A 26997-nucleotide genomic window follows, 5' to 3' on the forward strand; every position below is an offset into this window, starting at 1 on the left:
AATGGATAAGATAATGTTAATAGATGGGAATAGCTTAAGTTATCGTGCTTTTTATGCTATGCCAGCTTTAAAAAATAAAAAAGGGCTATATACTAATAGTGTTTATGGATTTACATTGATGTTAGAAAAAATATTAGCGGATACTAATCCAAAGTATGCATTAGTTGCCTTTGATAAAGGAAAACAAACTTTCAGACACCAAAGTTATGAAGCGTACAAAGGTACTAGGGATAAAACTCCTAGTGAGTTAGTAGAGCAATTCGGTTATGTTAGAGAACTTCTGGATTCATATGGAATAAAGTATGAAGAACACTTTGATTATGAAGCGGATGATATTATCGGTAGTTACGCTAAAATTGCCGAAAAAGAAGGCTTGGAAGTTATAATAGTAACTGGAGATAAGGACTTAACTCAACTTGCTAGTAAGAATATAACAATCTATTATACTAAACGTGGAGTTACTGATATAGATTATTACACGCCAGAATTTATTGCTGAAAAATACGGATTAACCCCTGAACAGATCGTTGACATGAAAGGTCTTATGGGAGATAAGAGCGATAATATCCCAGGGATTGCTGGAGTAGGTGAAAAAACTGCCATAAAATTATTAACCGAATATAAAACTGTAGAGAATGTATTAGAAAATATTGATAATATTAGTGGTAAAAAACTTAAAGAACGTCTAACAGAAGGTCGAGAAGATGCCCTGTTAAGCAAAAAATTAGCAACTATTTATACAGAAGTTCAAGTTGACAATAAGTTAGAAGATTTAACTTATAGTGAGAATATAGAGCTTAAAAGAGAGTTGTTTGAAAAACTTGAATTTGTTTCATTTTTAAGAAAATTATCACAAGAAAATTCTACTGAAGATGTAGAGGTAACTAATGAAGAAACAGTTACTCCTAAAAAAGAAATTAATATTATTTTAGCAGATAAAAATACGAAAATAGATTTTACCGATAGTGCTCTACATGTAGAGTGTTATACAGAGGACTATCATAATTCAGATGTAGTAGGAATAGTAGTTTATAGAGAAGGAGATGCTTATATATTTAGCGAAGAACAATTTTTCACTAATGAATTTGTAGTAGAATATCTTCAAAGTGAATTGCTTAAAACAGTATATGACTTCAAAAAGATTTTATTTATAGCGAAGAGAAACGGTGTGGATATTAACGGAGAAGTTTTCGATGTGAAAATTGTATCTTATCTGATCGATGTGAATGCAAAAACTGAAATTGATAAAATCGTCTTTAACTATCTAGGAAAAATAATAAGTAGTGATGAAGAAATTTATGGTAAGGGGACTAAACGCACTTTACCACCTCAAGAAGTTATTAATCCGTATATTGCAGAAATTGCAGAGAGTATTTCACTTATGAAATCATTGCTGGAAGAAAAACTCGCTGAAGAGAATATGATGGATTTATATAAAGACATAGAGATTAAAGTTGCTAAAGTATTAGCTAATATGGAATTTGAAGGAATACATGTTAGTAAGAAAGCTCTTGAGGAAATGAGTGCTGAGTTTGACGAGAGAATTAAATCATTGGAATCTAGTATTTATACTTTAGCTGGTTCTGAATTTAATATTGCTTCACCTAAACAGCTAGGTGTTGTGTTATTTGAAGATTTAGGTTTACCACCAATTAAGAAAACAAAGACTGGATATTCTACAGCTGTAGAAGTGTTAGAACAACTTCAACATAGTCATGAGATTATTCCATTAATTATGGAATATAGAACCATTACAAAGCTGAACTCAACTTATGCAAAAGGGTTAGTGAAAGATATTACTCGTGAAGGGAAAATCCATACACGTTATGAGCAAACATTAGCTCAAACAGGACGCTTATCTTCAGTTAATCCAAATCTTCAAAATATTCCTACAAGAATCGAAGAAGGTAAAAAAATTAGAAAAGCATTTGTTCCAGCTTCTGATGATAGAGTAATATTATCTATTGACTATTCTCAAATAGAGCTTCGAGTATTAGCTCATATTGCTCAAGATGCAGGAATGATAGATGCATTTAAGCATGATGTGGATATTCATACTAAAACAGCTAGTGATGTTAATGGAGTAAGCCTTGATGAAGTAACATCTTCAATGCGTCGAGAAGCTAAAGCTGTTAACTTTGGTATTGTTTATGGAATTTCTGATTTTGGTTTATCTAATAATCTAGGCATTACTAGAAAACGCGCTAAAGAATTTATCGATAAATATTTAGAAACATTTAAAGGTGTTGATAAATATATGAGTGATATTGTAGATTTTGCAAAAGAACACGGTTATGTAGAAACATTATTTAATAGAAGAAGAGCATTACCGGATATTAATGCCAAAAATAAGATTGTAGCTAATCTAAATGCACGTATTGCGATGAATTCACCGATTCAAGGTACTGCTGCAGATATTATCAAGATAGCTATGGTTAATGTATTTAAGTATCTAGAAAAAACAAATGTAGATGCAAAATTATTATTACAAGTACATGATGAATTGATCTTCGATGTAAATAAAGATATAGAAGAAGAGTTTACAAAAGAAATGATTAAAATTATGGAAGAAGCGGCTAATTTAGATGTTCAGCTTAAAGCAGAAGCGAGTAGTGGGTCTTCATGGTATGATGCGAAATAGAGTGATAGACTATATTAATTTAAAGTAAGCTCCCCCATATAGTTTTTTGAAAAAGAAAAATTGTTATAAAAAGCTAGTGATAACGATAGACATATTGTTATCATTAGTTTTTTTCATGAGAAATTCACATTGGAAATTGAAGATATAAATAAGAAAAACGGAGAACAAAAACGTTTACAAAAATATGTTATATTTGATATAATTAACTAAGAAGATATTACATTAAAAGTGTAAAATAACAATTTAAGGAGATGTAGTAATTATGAATAACAATCCATTGGTTAATGCAAGAGAACAAATAAAAGGTGCTTGTGAAGTTTTAGGGTACAAAGAAGAAGTATATGAATCACTAAAAGATCCACAAAGATTCTTTGAAATATCTATTCCAGTTAGAATGGACAACGGTGAAGTAAAATACTTTAAAGGATTCCGTTCACAACATAACGATGCAATTGGACCTACAAAAGGTGGTTTAAGATTTCACCCACTTGTAACAGGTGATGAAGTTAAAGCGTTGTCTATTTGGATGACGTTCAAGTGTGCTGTTGCTAATCTACCATATGGTGGTGGTAAAGGTGGTATTATTGTAGATCCAAAAGAATTATCAAAAGGAGAACTAGAAAGACTTTCTAGAGGATATATTCGAGGAATTTACAAATATTTAGGTGAAAAACAAGATGTTCCAGCACCAGACGTAAATACAAATGGTCAAATCATGTCTTGGATGATTGATGAATTTAACGTTCTTACCGGTGAGCAAGGAATTGGTACTTTAACAGGAAAACCATTAGAACTAGGTGGATCATTAGGAAGAACGCAAGCAACTGGATATGGGGTAGCTCTTGCTGCGAAATTAGCATTAGAAAAACTAGGGAAATCTACACAAGGATCTAAGTTCGCTGTTCAAGGATTTGGTAATGTAGGTAGCTATACAGTAAAAACTGCTGTAAACTTTGGAGCTAAAGTAGTTGCTGTAACTGAACGTGATGACGATGGAATTCAATATGCTGTATATCGTGAAGATGGTTTATCATATGCTGAACTTCAAGAGTGTAAAGATAATAAAGTTAGATTCCATAAATTACCAAATACAAAACGTTTAACTTTAGACGAATTCTGGGCTTTAGATGTAGATGTTCTTTGTCCATGTGCTTTAGAAAATGCAATTGATGCTAAGGAAGCAGATTTAATTAAAGCGCCTATTATATCAGAAGGAGCTAATGGTCCTGCTACATTAGAAGGTGATAAAGTATTACGAGAAAAAGGTGTGGTTGTAATTCCTGATATTCTTGCAAATAGTGGTGGTGTTACTGTATCTTACTTTGAATGGGTACAAAATTTACAAGGTTACTACTGGACTGAAGAAGAAGTAGTAGAAAAACAAGCAAGAGTTATGACAAAAGCATTTAATGACATTTGGGAAGTGAAAGAAAGATTTGATATCCCAATGAGAAAAGCTGCTTATGTAAATTCTATTGAGAAAATTGTTAAAAACATGAAGTTAAAAGGTAGATTAAGCTAATTGTATTAAAAATAATGAATCGACAGAATTCTGTTTTCTGTCGATTCATCTTTTATTTATTCGAGAGTGTTTCAAGTATATAATCATCGAATTGATGTTGGAATATTTTTTTATAATCTAGAAATTTGTAATGCTGGATGTCAATATTTTTTAGTGATTCAATTAATTTTAATTGTGCACAATGTGGTGTTTTAGGACTTAGATATGAAAGTCCATAATGTACTTTTTGTGAGATAGAGATACTAATATTAAGTATGTCGATTGAGTCTAATGTTTTATATAGATAGTCTATTTTATCTGGGAAATCAATTTCAAAATTATATATTTTTCTAAAGATTGGATTTTTCTTATTTTTAATGTAAGTATTTTTTATATCACAGAGAGAACAATCAGAAATAAATAGTTCCTTAATTGAATTGTAATAACTAGCACATACTAGGGAAATAGCAGCACCTTGCCCAACACCAGTCGCATATATATCTTTATTTGGAAATAATAATTCAATAATTTGTAGAGTATCAAGAGCATCCTGAAATACTAAATTATAATAGGAAAATTCAGAACTATTGTCTAAAAATGGAAAATGAGAGCAAGGAATATTATTTTCACTATTTCCAGCTTGGCCTCTAATATGTAAAGATACTATAGCATAGTCTAACATACTATATTTAGTTAATGTTAAATAATCTTTATTTTTCACTTTAAATTCAGGAAAGTCGATAATCACTCCCTTGATATTGGTATTTGGAGTGACTATATCTAATTCAATATAAGAGCTGTCTATTCCTTTAAAATTAATTGTTTTATATTGAACAAATGGATGATTAATATGCAATAACTGTTCTGTATAATTTAGTTTTCTATATTTTTCTAATTTCATTATATACTCCCATTATTTATTTAGTAAGAAGTTAACTACTTCATTATTGAAGCTTGGAATATTCTCGTGATAGTACTTTTTATAAACTAAGACTTTTTTATTACTTTTTATATTATTAAAAATATTTTGTTGAGTTTCTCTAGGGCAATCAGCATCGAGATTAGAAATTCCGAATAATATATTACATTTCAGAAGTTTTGCAAAATTTATAGTATCGATGTAATAAAGATTATTTAAAAAGTTTTTAGTATTTCTTCCTTTTGTGTTAAACCAGCGTGCATGATGAGTAAATTCTGCATAAGCATTATTTCTATTGTCGAGTTCATAGATAGCTTTGAAGTTCGAAAGGAAAGGATATAGACTTATACATTTTTTTACATTTTTATTTAAAGCAGCAAATATTATAGAAAATGCTCCACCCTGAGAAGCACCGTAGGTAACAATACTATTAGAATCAACTCCTTCGAAAGATGTAATAATTCTAGAAAGTAACAAAGTATCTAAAATGTTTTTATAAAATATCATATTTTCAATACTCTCATCGATTCCTACTGTAAGGTGACCAAACACTGAAGGCGAGGAGCTTCCATTATCTTTACTTAAACCACCTTGATTTCTAAAATCTATAGCAACCACATCATACCCTAAAGAGGAGAAAGCAGATTTTTCTAACCAGTTTCTACTCGAAGCGGGATATCCGTGGAAATAAAATAGAATAGGGATGGGTTTATCTGGATATTTAGTTCTATATTTAATATTTTTTATGTATTTAGCATAGATTTTTGAATTATCGTAGCTATTAAAAGTTAAGTTATAAAATTCTATATTTTCAAATTTCGAAAACTTGGTCTGCTCTATATTATAATAAATTTGAATATTATTTATGTAGTTTATTTTTTTAGACCAAAAGTTTTTGAATTCTATCTCATTGCTCATAGTAATCTCCCGTTTTAGCGTTCTCAATTACTTAATATAGTATCACCTGAAAGATGAAATATCCATTAATAAGAATTATTTATAAATTAGAAATAGTGATAGAACTTATGGGTAGTATAATAATTGAAAAAAAAGTTTATATGTAGTAAAATTATTTATTAATGATTAAAAAATAAGGAAAGAGGTTAAATTAAAACCATATGGATCTCAGTATCTTAATTAAAATATTAATAATTATATTATTACTTATTGCTTCGGCAATATTTGTAATGTTTGAATTTGCACTTGTTAAGCTTAGACCTACAAGGGTAAATGAATTAGTTGAATCTGGAAATAAAACAGCAAAAATTTTGGCAGTAATGGTTGAGCAATTGGATCATTATTTATCTGCCACACAACTAGGTATAACAATCGTTTCTTTAGGACTAGGTTGGATAGGGGAAGCGACTTTCCACTCATTATTCAATCCTATATTTGAGTTGCTACATTTGAATGAGGCGCTAACACATACAATATCGTTAGTAGTGTCATTTGGATTTATGACGTTATTACACGTAGTTTTAGGGGAATTGGTTCCTAAAACTATAGCAATTCAATCTGCAGAAACAACTTGTCTGCGAGTTGCTTGGCCAATGTATATGTTTGATAAAGTAATGCGTCCGTTAGTATGGCTACTTAATTCATTAGCGAATGTTATAGCAAAAATGTTTGGATATGAACCAGCATCTGAACACGATGATATTCACAGTGAACAAGAATTGAGAACGATAATGAAATCTTCAAGAGCTCATGGACAGATAAATGATGTAGAGTATCGTTATGTAGAAAGAGTGTTTGAATTTGATAATAAAATTGCTAAGGAAATTATGACACCTAGAACAGAGGTTGAAGCAATAGATATGAGTGACTCTCTAGGAATTATCATGAGACAATTAAAACAAGAAGAATACACTAGATATCCAGTAATTGAAGATGGGGATAAAGACAAAATTCTTGGTATTTTAAATGTTAAAAAGCTGTTATTTGCTGATAAACCGCTAGTGAACACTAAAGATTTAGAAGAGTATATAACACCAGCAATTAAAATATTTGAACATACACCGATTTCTCAAGTATTAGCAACTATTAAGCAAAATAGAGAGCATATGATTGTTATTACTGATGAATATGGTGGAACTAGTGGAGTAGTTACACTAGAGGATATAGTAGAAGAAATTACTGGTGAAATTCGAGATGAATTCGATGAAGATGAGCAAAGTTTAGTTAAAAAATTAAAAAATGGACATTATTTAATTGATGGATGGGTACCAATCCAAGATGTCAATGCATTATTCCATGCTCACCTACCACATGAGGAAGTTGATACAATAGGTGCGTATATTTATTTAGAAAAATATGAAGCAAAAGTAGGAGCTGTGTATTCTATTGATAAATTGACTTTTGTTGTAAGAAAAGTAGAAGAAAATCAAATACGAACTTTAGAAGTTTGGAAAGAAAAATAAATAGAAAAAGAGAAGATAGTTTAATAAAGCTATCTTCTCTTTATTATTGGTGATGTGATAAAAAGTTTAGTTTATTAAAATCAACTTAAAAATTCTTGTATACCCTTTACTATTCCGAACAATAGTGGTATTATATACATATAATATACGAATAAAATATATTGATTGTATAATCTATGGTAAAGTTGCCGTTTATACAATGTAAGGAGTATAAGATGAAGTTAAAGAGAAGTGAAAGAATAGTAGTGATGACGGAGTATTTATTAAATAATCCAAATAAATTAATTCCATTAACGTATTTCGTTTCAAAGTTTAATCAAGCCAAATCTTCAATAAGTGAGGATATACATATAATAAAAAATGGTTTCAAAGAAGAAAATATTGGAGAAGTTAAAACTTTAGCAGGAGTAAGTGGAGGTGTTATCTTTACACCGACTTTAGTAGAAGAAGATGCTAAAGAAATTCTAAATAGTTTTCTTGATAAGATTAATGATGGAAATCGTTTATTAGCAGGTGGATATATTTTTATGTCGGACATAATAGGTGATCCTAGTCTGATGAATAAGTTAGGACGAGTAGTCGCTACTGTCTATAAAAATAAAGAAGTGGACGCAGTGGTAACTGTTGCGACAAAAGGTATTCCAGTAGCTTATGCCATAGCTTCAATATTAAATAAACCTGTAATTATCATAAGAAGAGATAATAAGGTTACAGAAGGAACTACTGTTGCGATAAATTATGTTTCAGGATCTACCAAGAAAATAGAAACAATGATTTTATCTAAACGAAGTTTAAATACTGGATCAAAAGTGCTATTAGTTGATGACTTTATGCGTGGAGGAGGAGTCCTTACAGGTATGGAAAGTCTTATGAATGAGTTTGATGTTAATGTTGTTGGTAAAGTAATAATCACACAGTGTTTTGATTCGCCAAGAGAACATGAAGATGATTACTTATACCTTTCAAAAATTGAAAATATTGACGAATTTAATGGAACTTTCGATGTGAAATTAGGGAATGTTATTGAAAAATTAAGACAAGTAGAAAAAGAGGATGTTGAAAATGAGTAATAATAGATATGCAGTAATTCTTGCAGCTGGAAAAGGAACTAGAATGCAATCAAAACTATATAAAGTATTGCATAAAGTTTGTGATAGAACTATGGTAGAACTTGTATTGGATAGTCTTAATGATTTAGAAATGCAAGAGGTGATAACTGTAGTTGGTCATGGTGCGGAACGAGTTAAAGAGGTGCTAGGAGATAGAACAAAATTTGTTTTACAAGCAGAACAATTAGGAACTGCTCATGCTGTAAAAGTAGCCAAAGATGAATTAAAAGATAAAGAGGGTACAACTATTGTAATGTACGGAGATACTCCTCTAATTCGTCCAGAGACTATTAATAGTATGCTAGATCACCATGAAAATACAAATGCAAAAGCAACTGTATTAACAGCAATAGCTGATGATCCATTTGCTTATGGTCGTATTATTCGTGATGTGAATGGGAAATTAGTGAAAATTGTTGAAGAAAAAGATGCAACAGAACAAGAGAAAAAAATAAAAGAAATTAACTCAGGAATTTATTGCTTTGATAATAAATTATTATTTGAAATGTTAGAAAAAGTTAAGAATGATAATAATCAAGGTGAGTATTATCTTCCTGATGTACTAGCATTAATCCGTGAACAAAAAGAAATTATTGAAACATATTTATGTGACGATTTCGATGAAACATTTGGTGTAAACGATAGAGTAGCGTTAGCTTATGCTGAAAATGTTATGAGAAATAGAATTAATACTAAACATATGTTAGCGGGAGTTACTCTAGTAGATCCTACAAATACATATATTGCACCTAATGCTGTAATTGGTCGTGATACAACAATTTATCCAAACGTTACAATTAAATCTAATACTGTAATTGGAGAAGACTGTCAAATCAAACCTAATTCATACTTAGAAAACGCACAGATAGGAAATGGAGTAAAAGTTTTATCTTCAACTATTAGTGATTCAAAAATTGGAGATTATACTAGCGTTGGTCCATATTCTCACATTAGAAATAATTGCGAATTAGGTCAACACGTAAGAGTTGGTAACTTTGTAGAGTTAAAAAATACTACTTATGGTGATGGATCTAAAACAGCTCATTTAAGTTACTTAGGTGATACTGAAGTAGGAAGCAATACAAACATTGGTTGTGGAACAATTACTGTAAACTACGATGGTAAAAATAAATATAGAACAAAAATAGGAAGCGATGCATTTATAGGGTGTAACTCAAACTTAATAGCTCCTTTAGAAATAGGTGATGGTGCTGTGGTTGCTGCAGGAACTACTGTTACAGAGAATGCACCTTCGGATGCTTTAGTAATTGCTCGAGTGAAACAAGAGAACAAAGAAGGTTATGCTAAAAAAATGCCTGCGGGTAGAAAATCGTAAAATATTAATATGATACAATTTAAATGGTGTTATAGTAAAAATATGGAAAATAAACTGTATCACTAAATTTTTCAAAAATATTCAATATATTTTTCAAAGTTGAAAATATACGTAAATAATATAAAAGAGGATGAGAAATAAGTAAAATTAGTTATTTTTCGTCCTCTTTCATCTTGAAATAGTTCTATAAAAAGTATATAATTACATATGTATAGAATGTGTTACAAATAAAATATTTGTATTATAATAAAAATATAAGGAGGAATCATTATGAAATCAAAACACCAAAAAATATTAGAATATATAAAGAGCTTACCAATTGGTAGCAAGATTTCTGTACGTCAAGTAGCTAAAGAACTGAAAGTTAGTGAAGGAACAGCATATCGAGCTATAAAAGAATCTGAAAATCGTGGTTTTGTATCATCGATAGAACGTGTCGGTACAGTGAGAATTCAGAAAAAAGAACGTGATAATGTAGAAAAATTATCATATTCAGAGATTGTAAATATAGTAAGTGGACAATTAATCGCAGGACGTGGTGGAGTTCATGAAATAGTGCAAGACTTCGCAATTGGGGCAATGGATTCTGAACAAGTAGGACAACACATACGCAAAGGAACATTGTTAATAATAGGAAATCGTCCAAAAATTATTGAAATGTCACTGGAGAAAGGTTGTGCTATTTTAGTAACAGGTGGATATGTGCCAAACGATTCTATTAAAGCACTTGCTGATAGTAAAAATTTACCTTTAATTATTACTCCACATGATACTTTTTCAGTAACTCATTTAATAAACCGTGTAACTAATGACCAAATAATTAAGAGAGATATAATTACTGTTGAAAGTATTTATATGAAAGTAGAAAATCTATATACAATAAATCTAAATGATACTGTAAAAGATTGGTATGATTTACAATTAAAAGTAGGTCATACTAGATACCCAGTAATAAATGAATATGGTAAATTAGTTGGTATTGTTACAGCTCGTGACGTTTTCTTACAAGAAAAAGATTCGCTTATAAAAGAAGTAATGGAAAGAAAAGTAGCAACTACAACTTTAGAAACACCTATTTCTTCTGTAGCTAATACTATGTTATCAGAAGGTTATGAATTAATGCCTGTTATTGATGCGAAAAATACGCTACTTGGTGTGGTTACTAGAAAAATAGTTATAAACTCATTATTAACAAATAATAGATTCCAAGAAGGTCATAACAATGATACATTTGATGAAATTATGCGTAAAGGAATTGTTCCTAGAGCGGATGGACTACAGGTTAAAGTTATTCCACAAATGTTAGATCAATTTGGTACATTCTCTAGTTCAGCTTTACTAAGTATTATTGATGAATCTATTCATATTACAAGTTACAACTACAATAGAAGTGAAGTTCTTATGCAAAATACTACACTTTATTTCTTAAAATCTGTGCCATTAGATAGAACAATAACAACAAAAGTAAACATTTTGGATATAGGTCGTAAAACAGCTAAATTTGATGTTGAAGTTTATGATAAGACAGAATTAGTAGCAAAAGCTATGGTAACTTGTCAAGTATTCCAAAGAAATTAGAGAAAGAAGAAATTAAATGACTACAAACTACGAAAATTTATATGAGGAAATTTTTCAAAAGATTAAAGAAAATGATAAAATTATAATTCATAGACATGAGAGACCAGATCCAGATGCATATGGCTCTCAAGGGGCGATGTATCAAATTATTAAAGAAAACTTTCCAGAAAAAACTCTAATAACTGTAGGTAAGGATTCTCCTTCATTAGACTTCTTGTTCAAAAACTCAGAAGTAACAGAAGAAGACTATAAAGATGCTTTAGTTATTGTAACAGATACGGCTAATTTTCCAAGAATTGATGGGAAGTTATTTACTAAAAATAACTTCTTAATTAAAATTGACCATCATCCACCATTAGATAATTATGGAAGTATTAATTTAGTTGATACAGAGGTATCATCTTGTAGTGAATTAATATATAATTTTTATACATATTTAAATGAAAAATATAATGTAAAATTGAATGATGAAGCGGCAAAATTATTATATCTTGGTATCGTGGGAGATACTGGTAGATTTTTATTCCCGAATACTTCAAATAATACTCTAAAAGTTGCTTCAGAACTTATAAAGTATGATTTCAATATGAGCGCATTATTAGATAAAATGGAAATTATCAGTGAAAATATTATGCGCTTTAGAGCATTTATTTTTGAAAATTATGATGTTTATCAAGACGGAGTTGCGTATTTAAAAATTACAAAAGAAGATATGGATAAATACGGTGTTGATCCAGGTGAAGTTTCAACAGGAGTAAACTTACTTAGAAGCTTGAAAGGTTTATATGCATGGTGCTTTGCAATAGATGAAGGAAATAAAGTACGTGTTCGTCTTCGTTCTAAAGGTCCAGTTATAAATAGTCTAGCAGAAAAATATGCTGGTGGTGGACATCCATTAGCAAGTGGTGCAACAGTCAAAAACTGGGAAGAATTAGATGATCTATTAGATGATATGGCAAGAGTAGTTAGAGATTACCTTGTTGAGAATAATATTAAATTGGAAAATTAGTGTGATATTTTCAGAATTTTCAAAGTATAATTTCAAAAATTATACTTGACACTATAAAAGTATAATGATATACTTAATAGAAATTAATAAAAACCAATACTCGTATAAGTAATATATGTAATATTTAAAGAGAGTACCGTAAGCTGAAAAGGTATAATATGAAATATGTGAAAATGGTTCGAGTGGTTAATAAGGTAAACAGAATTGTAAACTTTGTTCGGCGATCCACGTTATAGGATAGACTATGTTAGTAGTTGTAATAAGTAAAACATAAGGTGGTACCGCGTATAACGCCCTTATTCCGTGATGGAGTAAGGGTGTTTTTTATTTTTTAAAAAGAGAAAGGAGCTAGACATGATTGAATTAAAAAAAGTAAATAAGATTTATAATAATAAAGTTCATGCGCTAAAGGATATTAATTTAAAAGTTGAAAAAGGTGATATTTACGGTATAATTGGTTATTCTGGTGCTGGAAAAAGTACGTTAGTGAGGCTGTTAAACGGACTTGAAGTGGCAACAGATGGAGAGGTAATTATTGATGGGGATGATTTCAATAAAATTACTGAAGAACAACGTAGATTAAAACGTCAAAGAATCGGAATGATTTTCCAACACTTCAATCTATTATGGAGTAGAACTGTTGCTGAAAATATTGCATTTCCATTAGAAATTTTAGGAAAATCAAAAACTGAAATTAAAGAAAGAGTAGAGGAATTGGCTAAGTTAGTTGGATTAGAAGACAGATTAAATGCCTATCCTTCTCAATTATCAGGTGGTCAAAAGCAAAGGGTAGGTATTGCACGTGCATTAGCAGGTAATCCTTCAATTTTACTTTGTGACGAAGCGACAAGTGCGCTTGACCCTGAGACAACTGCTGAAGTATTAAATCTTATTAAAGAAATTCACAACAAAACTAACATAACTGTTGTTTTAATTACTCATGAAATGAATGTAATAAAAACTATTTGTACAAAAGTTGCTGTTATAGATGGTGGTACAATTGCTGAAAATGGACTTGTGTCTGAAGTCTTCTATCACCCAACACAAGAAGTTACGAAGAAATTCTTAGCTCAAACTTCATTTGCTTCGGAATTTGAAGAGAGAGAAAATATCGAAGAGTGGAAGAAGGTATTCACAGATGGTATTATTATTAAATTTACTTTTGACAATAATACTTCGAAAAAACCTATTCTTAGTACATTAATAAAAGAAATTGATTTTGATTTTAATATTATTAATGGTCACATTGATAAGACAGCAAATGCGAATATAGGTACGCTGTTCGTTCAATTAATTGGTTCTAAAGAAAATACAGATAAAGTAATAGCTAGATTAAATGAACTAGGTATTTTAACGGAGGTGTTATAATGTTTGATTTTTCAAGAGTTAATTGGGATAAAGTACAAGACAAAACAATTGAAACACTAATTATGACTTTTGAGTCATTAATCGCAGTGTTTATCATTGGTTTATTTTTAGGATTACTGCTATACTTAACATCTAATAGTAAGAGTACATTTGGACGTGGATTTTACACAGTTGTTACAGCAATTGTTAATATCTTTAGAGCGATTCCGTTTATTATCTTAATTGTATTATTAATTCCTTTCACTAAGGCGTTAATCGGTACAATTATAGGTGTTCAAGCTGCAATTCCAGCACTTATTATTTCAGCTGCACCATTCTATGCTCGTTTAGTAGAAATCGGATTACGTGAAGTAGATAAAGGAGTAATCGAAGCAGCTCGTGCAATGGGAGCTAAAAAAACTACTATTATTCTGAAAGTTTTAATTCCTGAGAGTTTACCTGCAATAATTTCAGGATTAACTGTTACGGCGATAGCATTAGTTGGATCAACAGCGATGGCAGGAGTTATCGGTGCTGGTGGACTAGGTAACTTAGCTTACTTAGATGGTTTCCAACGAAATAACAGTACTTTAACATTTGTTGCAACAGTGTTAATATTAATAATAGTATTTGCACTTCAAATTCTTGGTGATACTATTGTTAAGAAAGTAGATAAAAGATAAGAGTTTACAGTTTACAATAGAAGTTTATAAAAATTATGAATACCCATTTTATTGGATAAATTATTATCTAGTAAAATGGGTGTTTTGTTTATTTAAATTATAAATATAAGAGCTAAGAAATTGTTAATTAATGATATGTTTCTAAATGATTAGTTATTTGAAAAGTATATATTTAGAGGTTAAAGACACTTAGGGGATTTTAAAAGTGTTTTTTATAAAAAATTATTATAATTTTATTTTCGATTATATATTTGTTTGTATTTTTATTGTTTTAATTTAATTAATTAGAATGCAATAACTTTCAGTAATTAAGAAGGTTCATTTTCATGCTTTCACCATTGAAAATATGAAAATATTCTATGATAAATCTATGTAAAAGAAAAGGTTTTCTTGATTTTTTTCTCTTTTTGTAATAAACTAAGGTTACATTAAAAAACAGTTATACAACAAGGTCGACCTGTAATATTTTTAATAAAGAAAGAGGTACAATATTATGCAAACAATATCTAACTCCCCTACTAGAAAACAAGGAATTATTATGTTTTCGATTCTTATTACAGCTTATGTAGTATTTGCTACTAACTGGGTGGCGGGTTCTACTTTATCAAAACAGATTACAGATTATTATTTTAATGGTGAGAAGGTATCTCCTATAATATCTGAGGTTGTAAACTATACTATTACTATTTCAAGAATTGTTGCTAATTTATTAGCTGCATTTATATTGATTAAATTACATCCTAAAAAGGCTGCTTTAATCGCATTATTTTGTCTATGCTTTTCATTTTTTGCAATATTTACACATAGTTATTGGTTATATACAATATCAAGAATGATAATGGGATTCGGTGGTTCTATGATAATCGTTTTTATAAACTCATTTGTTGCAAAATTTATTCCAAATGATAAAAAAATTATTACTAGTACAATTATTACAGCATCTTATAATATCGGAGCTGCTTTAGTTGCAATTTTATTTCTTTTATTTAAGAAGTATTTTATAGTAGACTGGAGATACACGATGATAGGATTTAGTATTTTCAGTATAATACTTCTAGTGTTATGGTTATTAATATCTCGTGATTTTGAGCCAACAATTACTTGGAAGCATCCGAATCATTTTGTCTACGAATCTTTGATGAGATCAAAAGAAGCTATACACCAAGTTGAAGAGAAAAAATATACTTATGCTGATGGTTTTAAAGATAAATTTATTTATGTATTCTCGTTAGGATTTGGTGGCTTCTTATTCTTATATGTTATGCCACTTGTATCTCTACCTAGAGTAATAGCAGAACATGCGAACAATACTCATTTTAAACCAGAAGTAATGATACTAACTGTTACAATAGGAGGATTGTTTGGAACACTATTTAGTCTGTTAGTTACAAGACGATTAGATTTTCGAAGAAAACCATTTTTAATGATTCATGGAGTATTAATGATAGGATTTATGGCGATTGGACTTTTATGTGTTTCTAGCAGTGCTATCATCTCATATTTAATGTTTGCATTATCAGGTTTCTTCATGTATTCTCAATATCCAATATACTTAAACATACCATACGAATTACCTAAAATGAATTCGCAAAGATTAACTATAATGTTTGGAATATTTTGGGCTTTTGGCTACGCAATTTATACTTTATTTAATTTTATGTGGAGTATTGTATTAAATCATATGGGGTATAAATCATCTTTAATATTCTACTTATTAGGAAGTGTAATTTATATTGTATTTGTTTCTGAGTTTCCTGAAACAAGACCGAAGACAAGTAATATTAAACTAAAAGTTTTTGGTATTAATTTCGTTATCTAAATAATACCAAAATATAAAATTTGAAAATAAATATTTGTAATGGAACTGACCAAACAAAATCATTTTTTAGGAAGTTACGATTTTGTTGGGTCATTCCTTTTTTTTATTTTTATAAAATAAAATATTAATTATAGAATTAGAAAATTTGAAAATATTAATGTTTTACGAATAATTAGCATCAAAATAGGTTAAAAAAACTTGAAAATGTGGTAAAATAGTAAAGAATGTATAAAATAATAGAATTTTTAAAAATAAAAAGATAAGGAGTTAAATTTATGGTTATTCAATGGTTCCCGGGGCATATGGCCAAGGCAACAAGAGAAGTGAAAGAGAAACTGAAACTAGTAGATATAGTTTTTGAGTTAGTAGATGCACGCTGTCCGCTTTCTTCACATAATATGTACCTAGATGAAGTTGTTAAAGATAAAAAGAAGATAATTATATTTAATAAAATTGACTTATGTGACAGAGCTGAAACAGCAAAATGGAAAAATTATTTCGAGAATAAAGGGTATACTGTGGTGTACACTGACGCAAAAAATAGTAATAACTTAAACAAAGTAATCGATAAAGCAAAAGAAGAATTAGCAGAAAAAATAGCTCGCCAAGTTGCAAAAGGAATTAAACCAAGAGCAATCAGATCAATGGTAATAGGTGTACCTAACGTTGGTAAATCGACGTTTATAAATAAACTGATTAAGAAAAATGTGGCTAATACTGCTAATAAACCTGGTGTTACTAAAAAACAACAATGGCTAAAATTAAACAAAGATATAGAATTATTAGATACTCCAGGAATACTTATGCCGAAGTTTGATAATCAAGAAATTGGTAAAAAATTAAGTTTAATTGGTTCTATAAAAGATGACATTACTCCACTTGATGATGTTAGTTTATATTTAATTGAGCTTTTAAAAGAAAATTATTTAGAAAATCTAAATAATCTATATAAGATAAATGTTAATAGTGATGATGAAAATGTATTTATCATGGAGAAAGTAGCTGAAAAAAGATTTAAAAAAATTGGTGGAGACTATGATTATGATTCAACAATTAAACTATTAATTCAAGATTTTAGAACACAAAAATTTGGACTTATTACGTTAGATAATTATAATGATTTATTAGAAAATGAGGAACAAAATGAAAATTAGTGAGGTAAAAGAACTCTTAAACCAAGAAATCATTTCCGAGGAAATATTAAATGAACTAAAAAAAGATGAAAGATCGGGAGTTCAAAAGCTACTACTAAGTTATGCTAAGAAGCAAGAGAAAAAACTTTTTTATAAAAAAGAGTATGAAAAAAAGTCATTTTACGAAAATAAATGTTATAATAATGGATGTAAGTATATTTGTGGAATAGATGAAGTAGGTAGAGGACCGCTCGCTGGACCAGTAGTTGCTGCCGCGGTAATTCTAAAAAGAGAAAGTTATTTCGAAGGATTAAATGATTCAAAGAAATTATCTGAAAAGAAACGCGAAGCACTATATGAACAGATAAAAAATGAGGCTGTTGCTTATGCTATTTGTGAAGTTGATAATATTGAAATTGAAAAATATAATATTTATAACGCTGCGCGTATAGCAATGCAAAGAGCGGTTGAAAAGTTAGAAGTTAAACCGGACTTTCTACTTATAGATGCTATGCCATTTGAAAATTATCCTATACCTAATTTTAGTATGGTAAAAGGTGATGAGAAGAGTGTATCTATTGCAGCAGCATCAGTAATGGCGAAAGTTTATCGTGATAATTTAATGAAAGAATATGCAAAACAGTATCCAAACTATGGTTTTGAAAATAATGCAGGATACGGAACAAAGAAACATTTAGAAGGTCTAAAAGAGTATGGTGTTACACCAATTCATAGAAGAGACTTCGAACCAATAAAATCAATGTTACAAGGAGGAAAAAATGAGTAATAACGGAATAAGTATTGCTAAAAATTTACAAAAGAACAATAGCCCGAAAAATAATAATCAAGCGTCTAAGAAAAATAATACTAGACCTAAGAATTCAAAAAAAGTTGAGGCTAAAGAGCAACAAAATAGCTCGAAACAAGTAGTACAGAATATTAATAATGAAAACAAAGCTAAATCTCAACAAAATAAATCAAAAAAGTTAGCTAAAATTCGCATTACTCCATTAGGAGGGGTAGAAGAAGTAGCTAAAAATATGTATATGATAGAAATCGGTGACGAAATTTATGTTCTTGATGCAGGTTTAATGTTCCCTGAAACAGAAATGATCGGTATTGATGCTGTTATACCTGATATTAGTTACTTAGTTAGAAATAAACAAAAAATTAAAGGAGTATTTTTATCAAATGGTCACGTAAGTTCAATGGGGGCAGTTCCTTATATTATTGATAAACTAAAATGTCCTGTTTATGGTTCTAAGTTAACAATTGATTTATTAAAAAATCATCTTAAACAATTAGGAATAAAAAGAAGAATTAAGTTTTACTATGTAAAAGATAACAATAAATATGATTTCAATAATGCTAGTGTTACATTCTTCAAGACAACATATTCAATGCCTGATTCTTTAGGTATTTGTATTGAAACTAGTCAAGGTAATATTGTTTATACTGGTGAGTTTAAATTTGACCAATCAGTAAGTAAAGAATATAAATCTGATATCGTAAAAATTAGTACATTAGGTCAAAAGGGTGTTCTTGCTTTACTAAGTGATTCAAGTAATGCTAACGTTAAGGGATATAATGTTCCTGAGAATGAAGCTGCTGAGCAAATTGATAATGCATTTTATCAAGCGAATAAACGTATTATAGTAACATGTTATGCTTCTAACTTTTTAACAATCTCTCATATTGTTAGAGCAGCACTGGCTCAAAATAGAAAAATTTTACTTTTAGGTCAAGCTATTGAAGCATCTATCAATACTGCAAGAAATATGAATTACTTACAAATTGAAGATAGTAATTTAATTTCAATTGAAGAATTAAAAGACTATCCACAAAACGAAGTATGTATTCTTTCATCTGGAGATCAAGGAGAACCAATTGAGGCGATGAAAAATATCGCTGAGAAAAAAGTTAATGGAATTCAGATTGAATCTGGAGATACGATTATGGTTGCTGCGACACCATCTCCAAATATGGAAGTAATGTTATTCCAGACACTAAACCTATTAGTTAAACTTGGAGCAAATGTTGTTACAGCTTCTAAACGTCTACACGCTGCAAGTCATGCAACAAAAGAAGAACTAAAAATGATGTTAAACATGCTTATGCCTAAGCATTTTATTCCAGTTCAAGGGGAATTTAGAAACCTTCGCAAACATGCAGAAATTGCTGCAGAAACTGGTGTAGCTGGAGAGAATATTCACATCTTATCTAAAGGGACAACTTTGGAAATCAGTGGAAGTAAGTCAAAAACTTTACAAAATAATATTCCAGTAGGGAACATATTAGTTGATGGTCGCGGAATAGGTGATGTAGAAGATAGTGTTCTAAAAGATAGAAAATTACTTTCTAACGATGGAATTTTCGTAGCTTCATATGCAATTAGTAAAAAAGAGAAAACTTTAGTAGGGAAACCAGTTATTCAAACAAAAGGTTTTGTCTATGTTAAAAAGAGTATGGAACTGATTAAAGAAGCGGAAGAAAAAGTAATTGAGTATCTAGAAAATAATCCAATTAAGAGTATTAGAGAATGTGCAGCTGTTAAGGCTGAGATAAGAAGTATGTTATCTAGCTTACTATATGACAATACTAAGAGAAAACCAATAATAATAATTAACTTTTCATTAGTATAATAATGAAAATATAACGGGAAATTAAAATAGGGTAGGTTCAATTGATATATTAAAAATTTAATTGACACTAACCCTATTGTTCCCGTTTTTTAGTCTATTAAAAGGGGTGAAAAAATGTCTAAAGTTATTGCTCATATTGATATGAATTGCTTTTATGCAAGTGTAGAAGAAAAATACAATCCTGAATTGAAAGGGAAACCTTTAGCAATAGCAGGAGAAGTGAAAACAAGACATGGAATAATTGTAACCTCTAATTATGAAGCGAGAAATTTAGGGATAAAAACTACAATGCGTGTAGGAGATGCTAGAAAGATTTATCCTAATATTAAAATTCTTCGACCTGATATGCCGAAATACCAGCAGGAATCAAAGATGATTTTTGATCTAGTACGAGAATATACAGATAAAATTGAGATAGTTTCTGTTGATGAAGCCTATATAGATTTAAGTGATTTTCATGAACCAATAAAAGTAATAGCCACAATACAAAGAAGAATATATAAACAATTAGGAATGCCTTCATCGGTAGGAGTATCTTTTAATAAATTTTTCGCGAAGATGGGTTCGAATTTAAAAAAACCTCTAGGATTTTCAATTATAAATAAAAAAAATTTTAAAGATATCCTTTGGAATTTGGATATTGGAGAAATGCACGGTTGTGGGAAAGCTTCTACAAAAAAACTTAAAAATATTGGTATTAATACTATTGGTGATGTTGCTGAAGCGAATGAGGTGATTCTACACAGTCTATTAGGTGTTCAAGGTTTAAGATTAAAGAATAGGGCTAATGGAGAAGGTAGCGATGAATTAAAATATACAGTTGATAGAAAATCAATTGGAAATTCAAAAACATTCACAAATGATTTAATAGACGAAGACGATATTTTAAAAGAAATTAAGAAATTAAGTGAGAAAGTGAGTTCTAGGGTTCAATCACGTAACTATGTAGGAAACAATATTTCAATCATGGTGAGGTTTAGTGATTTTAAAACTATTACTAGATCTAAAAAAATTCCAGAATTTATATCTAGCAAAAATGATATTTTTAATTACGCATGGGAACTTTTACTGGAACATTATGATTTTTCACAAGGTGTTAGATTGCTTGGGGTCTCGCTAAATGATATTAAAAAGTCAAAAGAACTCAAGGTACAACTTGATATTTTTGATAAGAAAGATTACAAAGAAGAAGAAAGACTAAGAAAACTTTCTAAAAAGTTAAAAGCTGAATTTGGTGATAAAATAATAACCAACTTTGAAAATATAGAAAAAAAAGAAAAATCTGTTATTACAACGAGTTTTAGTAAGGATTTTCTTGATTAATAAAAAGGAGAAATGATGTTAGCAATTAATAAAAGATTAAAATTAGTAGCTGAATATGTTGAAAATAGAAGACTTGCGGATATTGGTAGTGATCATGCATATTTACCTATTTTTTTGGCTAAAAACAATAAAATTGATTTTGCGGTAGCTGGAGAAATAGTTGAGGGACCGCACAAAGTATCAATAAAAAATGTACAAGAAGAAAACCTTGTAGGAGTTATTGATTGTCGTAAAGCTGCCGGTCTAGATGCTATAGAATTAAGTGATAATATAGAAGTAATTACAATATGTGGTATGGGCGGTAAGCTAATTGCTGATATTTTAGAAAAAGGAAAAGATAAATTAGCAAATAAACCAAATCTAGTATTACAACCTAATGTTGGTGAAAACTTCGTTAGAGAAAAGTTACAAGAATTAGGATATGAAATAACTGCGGAAAATATTATCGAAGAAGACGGTCATATTTATGAAATTATAGTAGCAAAACCAGGAGTTATGAATTTATCAGAAGATGAAATAAACTTTGGAAAATATTTGTTAGTAGAAAAGAATGAGCTATTTGTAAAAAAACAAAAATTAGAGCTGTCTAAAATTGAGTATATTTTAAATCAACTTGAAAAAGCAACAGAAATTCAAGAGAATAAAGTGAAAGAATTTAAAAATAAATATAAAAAAATATTAGAAATTATTTCATAATGATTTATTTAAGAGGAGGGAAGGTATGTTACAGTCTTTACGTGATGAAAAAGAAGCTAAAATGTTATTGAATTTTAGTATGAAAATAGCTAAAAGTATGTTGTCATATGGAGCTGAAGTATATAGAGTAGAAGATACTGTAAATAGAATTTATAGATCGTTTGATAATATAAAAGCTGCAAATAGTCTAGTGACATATAACTTTGTAATTGTCTCTTTTGTTTATGATGATAATACTTATACTGCGATGAGAAGAGTCGTATTAGGAGATCGTGATTTAGAAAAAATTGCGCTATTAAATGATATCTCAAGAAGAATGGTAATGGGTGGTTGTACTTTAGATTATGCCTTCAAAAAAATGAAGGAAATAAAGGCCAGAAAAAGATATTCAAATACTTCTGTGATTATTGCTTTAACCTTATCGGGTCCTTTTTTTGCGATAATGTTTGGAGGAACGTTTAAGGACAGTTTATACGCATTCTTTATTATGGCAATAGAAGCTATGTTCTTGACTTTAACTGCGAAATATAAACTTACATCTTTTGTGAGTAATTTTTTAGGGGCATTTATAGCTACCATTTTGGTAATGGTGTTAAACAAGTTTTTCTTAATACATAATCCTTTTAGTATTATTATTGCGGGATTAATGCCACTTGTTCCTGGAGTACAGGTTACCAATGCTGTACGTGATTTTATGGCTGGTGATTATTTATCGGGGATGATTGGAATACAGGCAGCAATCTTTGTATCTACAGCTATTGCACTTGGTGTGGTTATGGGATTGAAATTGGTGTAAGGAGAAATTTATGGAGAATAATGTTTTTATACAATTTATTGCAGGTTTTGTAGTTAGTGTAGCATTTGCAATTTTCTTTAATGCGCCGAGAAAATCATTGTTTACTTGTGGACTGATTGGAGCTATCGGTTGGTTAATTCAAGTGGTAGTTAACTTGTTATTAGCAGACGTTGTTGTGAGTAGTTTTTTAGGTGCCGTTTGTGTTGGTATATTATCAACAAATGCATCTAAGCTTTTAAAGCTCCCAGCTACTATATTTATTTATACAGGGATGGTGCCGTTAGTGCCAGGATATGGTATGTATAATACAATGCAAAATATAGTAACAAAGAATTATGGTGTAGCTTCAAAAGTGGGGATGGAAACACTCCTTCAGGCTGGAGCAATAGCAATGGGGATACTATTAGCATCTGTATTTTCTTCTTCAATTCAGAGGGTAAAAATACAAAGAAAACGTTAAAAGTGATATAATAAAAGAAAGATTTTATAAAAGGAGATTATTATGAAATATATTTTATACTTTGCAGAAACTTGTCCAGATACTGCACCATTTAAAGAAAAACTAGCAGAATTAGGAATTTCTTATAAAGAAGTAGAAGTTATGTCTTCGTTGAAAAACTTTAAAGAGTTCTTATTTGTAAGAGATACTTACACACAGTTTGAAGGAATAAGAGGAAATATGAAAATTGGTATACCTTGTTTAGTTATTAGTGAAGGTGAATGTATCTTAGAATTAAATGAATTAACTAAGTTAAAATAATAAATGTTAGAAAAACTCTAAAATAGTATTTTTGTAGTAGACATTATGTTGAAAAATTATAATGCTACTATATAAAGTACTAATTTGGAGTTTATTTTTGAATTTTTATTAATCCCTTGCTTTTTACATTTAAATTTGATATAATTAAAAAATGCTAGGTGGGGAGTTAGCGGTGCCCTGTACTTGCAATCCGCTTTAGCAAGACCGAATACCGAGATGCGGGTAGAATAGGGAATGTCGAGTCTAACACGTAATGTTGAGACTAAGGCACCTTACGACGCAATACTTATGAACCATGTCAGGTCCGGAAGGAAGCAGCATTAAGTAAGTCTATTGTGGGTGTGAGTTTTTGTCGAGGTTGAGTTGGCGATTAGACTAACGGTTTTTTAATCTATTCAAGTCTCGGTTGCATATAGTATAAATCGATGATATCTAAAAGTAAATTCGCTTTTGGATTTTTTTTATGTAAAAAAAGAAAAAATATATAAAGGAGAGAACATATGTATCAAGGAAAAAACTTTTCTGAAAGAGCAAGTATTTTTATTAAATTACTATTGCCTGTTTTAGTGTATCAAGTAATTTCATATTCATCTGGGATGATTGGAACGTTCATGGCGGGACACTATAGTCCTACAGATTTAGCTGGTGTGAGTATGGGTGTTAATATTTGGAATCCAATTATGTATACTTTAAATGCGATCGTTTTAGCATTAATTCCGATAGTTTCACAATTGATTGGAAAAAATAAAGAAGAAGAGATACCTACAGTAGTTAGACAATTTCTGTACATAGCTGTAATTATTAGTATTGTTTTAATTGTTGGATTAAATACTTTAGCAACACCAATAGTAGACCAATTAGGTATGGATAGTAATATTGCAGAAATAACAAAGAACTATCTGTTTTATGAAAGTTTTGGAGTGCTATCAATCTTCTTGTATGTAGTTTTACGTTCATTTATAGATAGTTTAGGATTGACAAGATTATCGATGATAATGATGATAGTGTCTGTACCTGTAAATGTATTTTTTGCGTATAGTTTCATTTTTGGGAAGTTTGGTATGCCAGAGCTTGGTGGAGCTGGAAATGCAATTGCTGTTTCAGTAACATATACAGTATTATTTTTCATCGCATTATTTATAGTGCTAACAAACCCTAAAATTAATAAGTATAAAATATTCGAAAAAGAAAAAATTAGATTTGAAAAATGGGGAGAAATCTTTAAGCTAGGAGTTCCAATAGCTCTAGCTACAGCACTTGAGACGGTTGTCTTTTCAACGTTATCTTTAATGGTGTCACGTTTTGATACGACAGTTATTGCTTCCCATCAAGCTGCGTTAAATTTCTCTGGATTTTTATATACTTTACCAGTTAGTGTTGCAAATGCTGCAACAATTATAATAGCATTTCATGTAGGAGCAAAAGACTATAAAATGGCAACAGAGTATACAAAACTGACGGTAATAATGGGAATGATATTTTCAACAATAGCTGGATTAATTGTCTGGTTATTTGATACAAAAATTCCGTATTTATATACTAGTGATAGCGGAGTAATAACTTTAACAGCTAAGCTATTATTATTCGCAATTGGTTTTGCTATTTGTGATTCATTTGCATCAGCACTAGCAGGAGTGCTTCGTGGATACAAAAAAGTTGTACCGATTTGTGTGGTAATGTTTATCGGTTATTATCTAGTAGGTATTCCTACGGCTTATTATTTTGTTTTTAAACAAGGTATTGGTATAGAAGGTTTATGGATAGGTTGGATAATAGGACTTGCAGTATATGCTTTAGGTGTCTTATTCTACTATCTATATATGAGAAGAGGAATTAAGAAAAAAATAAAATTAGCTAAATAGTAAAAATTTTGTAGTAAATTTAAATACTACAAAATTTTTTTTATTTTACTTGTATAATCACTTGACTCTAATTTTGAAAAACTATATAATGTGATTATCAGAACTAGATAAGAAGGAGGAAAGAATATGAACAAAGTATATCCAAAATGGTCTGAGTTACCAGATATTGATTTGTACTTAGATCAAGTACTATTATACGTTAATCGATTAGATAATTCCTCAATTGTCGATGATGATAAGGGTTTAACTTCAGCGATGATAAATAATTATGTAAAAAATGGTCACTTAGATAAACCAATTAAGAAAAAATATAATCGAAAACAATTAGCAAGATTAATAGTAATTACATGTTTAAAAAATGTATTCTCAATTCAAGAGATTAGTAAGACAATAAATAGCTTGACTTCAGAGGGAAGTTCTGAAGAGATGTATGATAATTTTGTTATGTGTATGAATGGAGAGAAGAGAGAGGGACTAGCAGAAGTAATAGTGGCAGCCTGTGATACTGTGAGATTATATAAAAAAACGCATGATCTAGTAGAAAAGTTAAAATAAAATACTTGGAGGTAAATTATGGAGTGGAAAATTGTAGTTGATACTGCTTGCGATTTTAGAGAAATTCCTAATAAAGCTGAGAATGTTACTTATGAGAGAGTGCCATTTTCATTACAAATAGAAGATAAAGTTTATGTAGATACGCTAGATTTAAATATTGACGAAATGATGAAAGAAATATATGCTAGTTCAGAGCCGGCAAGATCAGCTTGTCCTAGTCCAGAGGCATATCTAGCTGCGTATAAAGGAGCAGATAATGTTATAGTTCTAACTCTTACAGGTGGAATGTCAGGAAGTTACAATAGTGCAGTAGTCGGTGAAAAGATGTTGAGAGAAGAAAATTCAAAGGCTAATATTCATATAATCAATACTCTTTCTGCAGGTGGTCAAAATGATTTATTTCTCCTTAAAATAAATGAATTAATAAAAGAAGGATTATCTTTTGATGAAGTTGTTTCAGAAATGACAAAATATCAAGAAAATACGAAACTAATTTTTTCTTTAGAAAAAGTGGATAATCTTGTAAAAAATGGACGTTTATCAAAATTGGCAGCTGCTGTAGTAGGGTTATTAAATATGCGTATGGTAGGAGAGGCAAGTAAAGAAGGAACTCTACATTTACTTCATAAAGTACGTGGTGAGAAAAAGGCGATATCAACTGTAGTTGAAGAGATGATTAAAGCTGGATATAAAGGTGGTAGAGCTGTAATTACACATAGAAATAATGAAAATATTTGTAAAAAGATAGAAGAAAAACTAAAAGAAAAATTCTCGAATGTAGAATTTATTATAGTTCCTACATCTGGAATTTGTAGCTTTTATGGTGAAGAAGGCGGAATGCTTTTAGGATATGAAATATAATCCGTAT

The 26997-nt window shown here is 29.8% G+C and carries 23 protein-coding genes and 1 other RNA gene; 22 read left to right on the top strand and 2 right to left on the bottom strand.

Going from position 1 to position 26997, the window contains the following annotated elements:
- Position 1: 1 nt before the first annotated feature.
- Both polA and PNO30_RS06315 read left to right on the top strand, forming a co-directional pair.
- Complete coding sequence (gene polA / locus PNO30_RS06310; RefSeq protein WP_271987574.1) at positions 2-2641, top strand: DNA polymerase I; 2640 nt, start codon at positions 2-4, stop codon at positions 2639-2641.
- A 262-nt stretch (positions 2642-2903) separates the two neighbouring features.
- The gene (locus tag PNO30_RS06315; RefSeq protein ID WP_271987575.1) at positions 2904-4163 is read left to right on the top strand and encodes a Glu/Leu/Phe/Val family dehydrogenase; all 1260 of its coding nucleotides are present in this window, start codon (positions 2904-2906) and stop codon (positions 4161-4163) included.
- 52 nt (positions 4164-4215) lie between these two features.
- On the opposite strand, the gene PNO30_RS06320 is transcribed toward PNO30_RS06315, so the two are convergent.
- Together PNO30_RS06320 and PNO30_RS06325 are read right to left on the bottom strand one after the other, a co-directional pair.
- The gene (locus tag PNO30_RS06320) at positions 4216-5043 is read right to left on the bottom strand and encodes an acetylxylan esterase (RefSeq protein ID WP_271987576.1); all 828 of its coding nucleotides are present in this window, start codon (positions 5041-5043) and stop codon (positions 4216-4218) included.
- A gap of 12 nt (positions 5044-5055) precedes the next feature.
- Positions 5056-5979: an alpha/beta fold hydrolase gene (locus PNO30_RS06325; protein WP_271987577.1), complete on the bottom strand. Its 924-nt coding sequence runs from the start codon at positions 5977-5979 to the stop codon at positions 5056-5058.
- A gap of 200 nt (positions 5980-6179) precedes the next feature.
- Here PNO30_RS06325 and PNO30_RS06330 point away from each other — a divergent pair, with 200 nt between their 5' ends.
- The 20 genes from PNO30_RS06330 (at position 6180) to PNO30_RS06425 (ending at position 26990) form a co-directional block, all read left to right on the top strand.
- Positions 6180-7481, top strand: coding sequence for a hemolysin family protein (locus tag PNO30_RS06330; RefSeq protein WP_271965394.1), 1302 nt, complete (start codon positions 6180-6182; stop codon positions 7479-7481).
- 215 nt (positions 7482-7696) lie between these two features.
- The gene (gene purR, locus PNO30_RS06335; RefSeq protein WP_271987578.1) at positions 7697-8551 is read left to right on the top strand and encodes a pur operon repressor; all 855 of its coding nucleotides are present in this window, start codon (positions 7697-7699) and stop codon (positions 8549-8551) included.
- Positions 8544-9926 carry a bifunctional UDP-N-acetylglucosamine diphosphorylase/glucosamine-1-phosphate N-acetyltransferase GlmU gene (gene glmU, locus PNO30_RS06340; protein ID WP_003146649.1) on the top strand — a complete coding sequence of 461 codons (1383 nt, stop codon included), beginning with the start codon at positions 8544-8546 and terminating at the stop codon, positions 9924-9926. Before purR ends, glmU begins: the two co-directional genes overlap by 8 nt.
- Positions 9927-10196: 270 nt before the next feature.
- On the top strand, positions 10197-11504 hold the full coding sequence (locus PNO30_RS06345) for a DRTGG domain-containing protein (protein WP_271965397.1): 1308 nt from the start codon (positions 10197-10199) through the stop codon (positions 11502-11504).
- A 16-nt stretch (positions 11505-11520) separates the two neighbouring features.
- Positions 11521-12513 (top strand): DHH family phosphoesterase, encoded by a 993-nt coding sequence (locus PNO30_RS06350; protein ID WP_271965398.1) that lies wholly within the window; start codon positions 11521-11523, stop codon positions 12511-12513.
- A gap of 354 nt (positions 12514-12867) precedes the next feature.
- Positions 12868-13881: a methionine ABC transporter ATP-binding protein gene (locus tag PNO30_RS06355; RefSeq protein WP_003146644.1), complete on the top strand. Its 1014-nt coding sequence runs from the start codon at positions 12868-12870 to the stop codon at positions 13879-13881.
- Positions 13881-14543, top strand: coding sequence for a methionine ABC transporter permease (locus PNO30_RS06360; protein ID WP_003146643.1), 663 nt, complete (start codon positions 13881-13883; stop codon positions 14541-14543). Before PNO30_RS06355 ends, PNO30_RS06360 begins: the two co-directional genes overlap by 1 nt.
- 493 nt (positions 14544-15036) lie before the next feature.
- Complete coding sequence (locus PNO30_RS06365) at positions 15037-16362, top strand: MFS transporter (protein ID WP_271965399.1); 1326 nt, start codon at positions 15037-15039, stop codon at positions 16360-16362.
- A gap of 275 nt (positions 16363-16637) precedes the next feature.
- Positions 16638-17516 carry a ribosome biogenesis GTPase YlqF gene (ylqF, locus tag PNO30_RS06370; RefSeq protein ID WP_271965400.1) on the top strand — a complete coding sequence of 293 codons (879 nt, stop codon included), beginning with the start codon at positions 16638-16640 and terminating at the stop codon, positions 17514-17516.
- Positions 17506-18282 carry a ribonuclease HII gene (locus tag PNO30_RS06375; protein ID WP_271987579.1) on the top strand — a complete coding sequence of 259 codons (777 nt, stop codon included), beginning with the start codon at positions 17506-17508 and terminating at the stop codon, positions 18280-18282. Before ylqF ends, PNO30_RS06375 begins: the two co-directional genes overlap by 11 nt.
- Complete coding sequence (locus PNO30_RS06380) at positions 18275-20137, top strand: ribonuclease J (RefSeq protein WP_271987580.1); 1863 nt, start codon at positions 18275-18277, stop codon at positions 20135-20137. Before PNO30_RS06375 ends, PNO30_RS06380 begins: the two co-directional genes overlap by 8 nt.
- A 114-nt stretch (positions 20138-20251) precedes the next feature.
- Positions 20252-21460, top strand: a complete 1209-nt coding sequence (locus tag PNO30_RS06385) for a DNA polymerase IV (protein ID WP_271987581.1) — start codon at positions 20252-20254, stop codon at positions 21458-21460.
- 15 nt (positions 21461-21475) lie between these two features.
- Positions 21476-22156, top strand: coding sequence for a tRNA (adenine(22)-N(1))-methyltransferase (locus tag PNO30_RS06390; RefSeq protein WP_271987583.1), 681 nt, complete (start codon positions 21476-21478; stop codon positions 22154-22156).
- 25 nt (positions 22157-22181) lie between these two features.
- Positions 22182-22952: a threonine/serine ThrE exporter family protein gene (locus PNO30_RS06395; protein ID WP_271965406.1), complete on the top strand. Its 771-nt coding sequence runs from the start codon at positions 22182-22184 to the stop codon at positions 22950-22952.
- 10 nt (positions 22953-22962) lie between these two features.
- Positions 22963-23412: a threonine/serine exporter family protein gene (locus tag PNO30_RS06400; RefSeq protein ID WP_204641217.1), complete on the top strand. Its 450-nt coding sequence runs from the start codon at positions 22963-22965 to the stop codon at positions 23410-23412.
- 42 nt (positions 23413-23454) lie between these two features.
- Positions 23455-23712 carry a hypothetical protein gene (locus PNO30_RS06405; protein WP_271987584.1) on the top strand — a complete coding sequence of 86 codons (258 nt, stop codon included), beginning with the start codon at positions 23455-23457 and terminating at the stop codon, positions 23710-23712.
- Positions 23713-23861: 149 nt separating this feature from the next.
- Positions 23862-24126: signal recognition particle sRNA large type (gene ffs / locus PNO30_RS06410), an RNA gene on the top strand.
- An 86-nt stretch (positions 24127-24212) separates the two neighbouring features.
- Positions 24213-25574, top strand: a complete 1362-nt coding sequence (locus PNO30_RS06415) for an MATE family efflux transporter (protein WP_271987585.1) — start codon at positions 24213-24215, stop codon at positions 25572-25574.
- A 126-nt stretch (positions 25575-25700) separates the two neighbouring features.
- Positions 25701-26129: a DUF1836 domain-containing protein gene (locus PNO30_RS06420; RefSeq protein WP_271965409.1), complete on the top strand. Its 429-nt coding sequence runs from the start codon at positions 25701-25703 to the stop codon at positions 26127-26129.
- An 18-nt stretch (positions 26130-26147) separates the two neighbouring features.
- Complete coding sequence (locus tag PNO30_RS06425; protein ID WP_271965410.1) at positions 26148-26990, top strand: DegV family protein; 843 nt, start codon at positions 26148-26150, stop codon at positions 26988-26990.
- Positions 26991-26997: the final 7 nt, after the last annotated feature.

The sequence above is a fragment of the Gemella haemolysans genome (assembly GCF_028308085.1).
Lineage (GTDB): Bacteria > Bacillota > Bacilli > Staphylococcales > Gemellaceae > Gemella > Gemella haemolysans_D.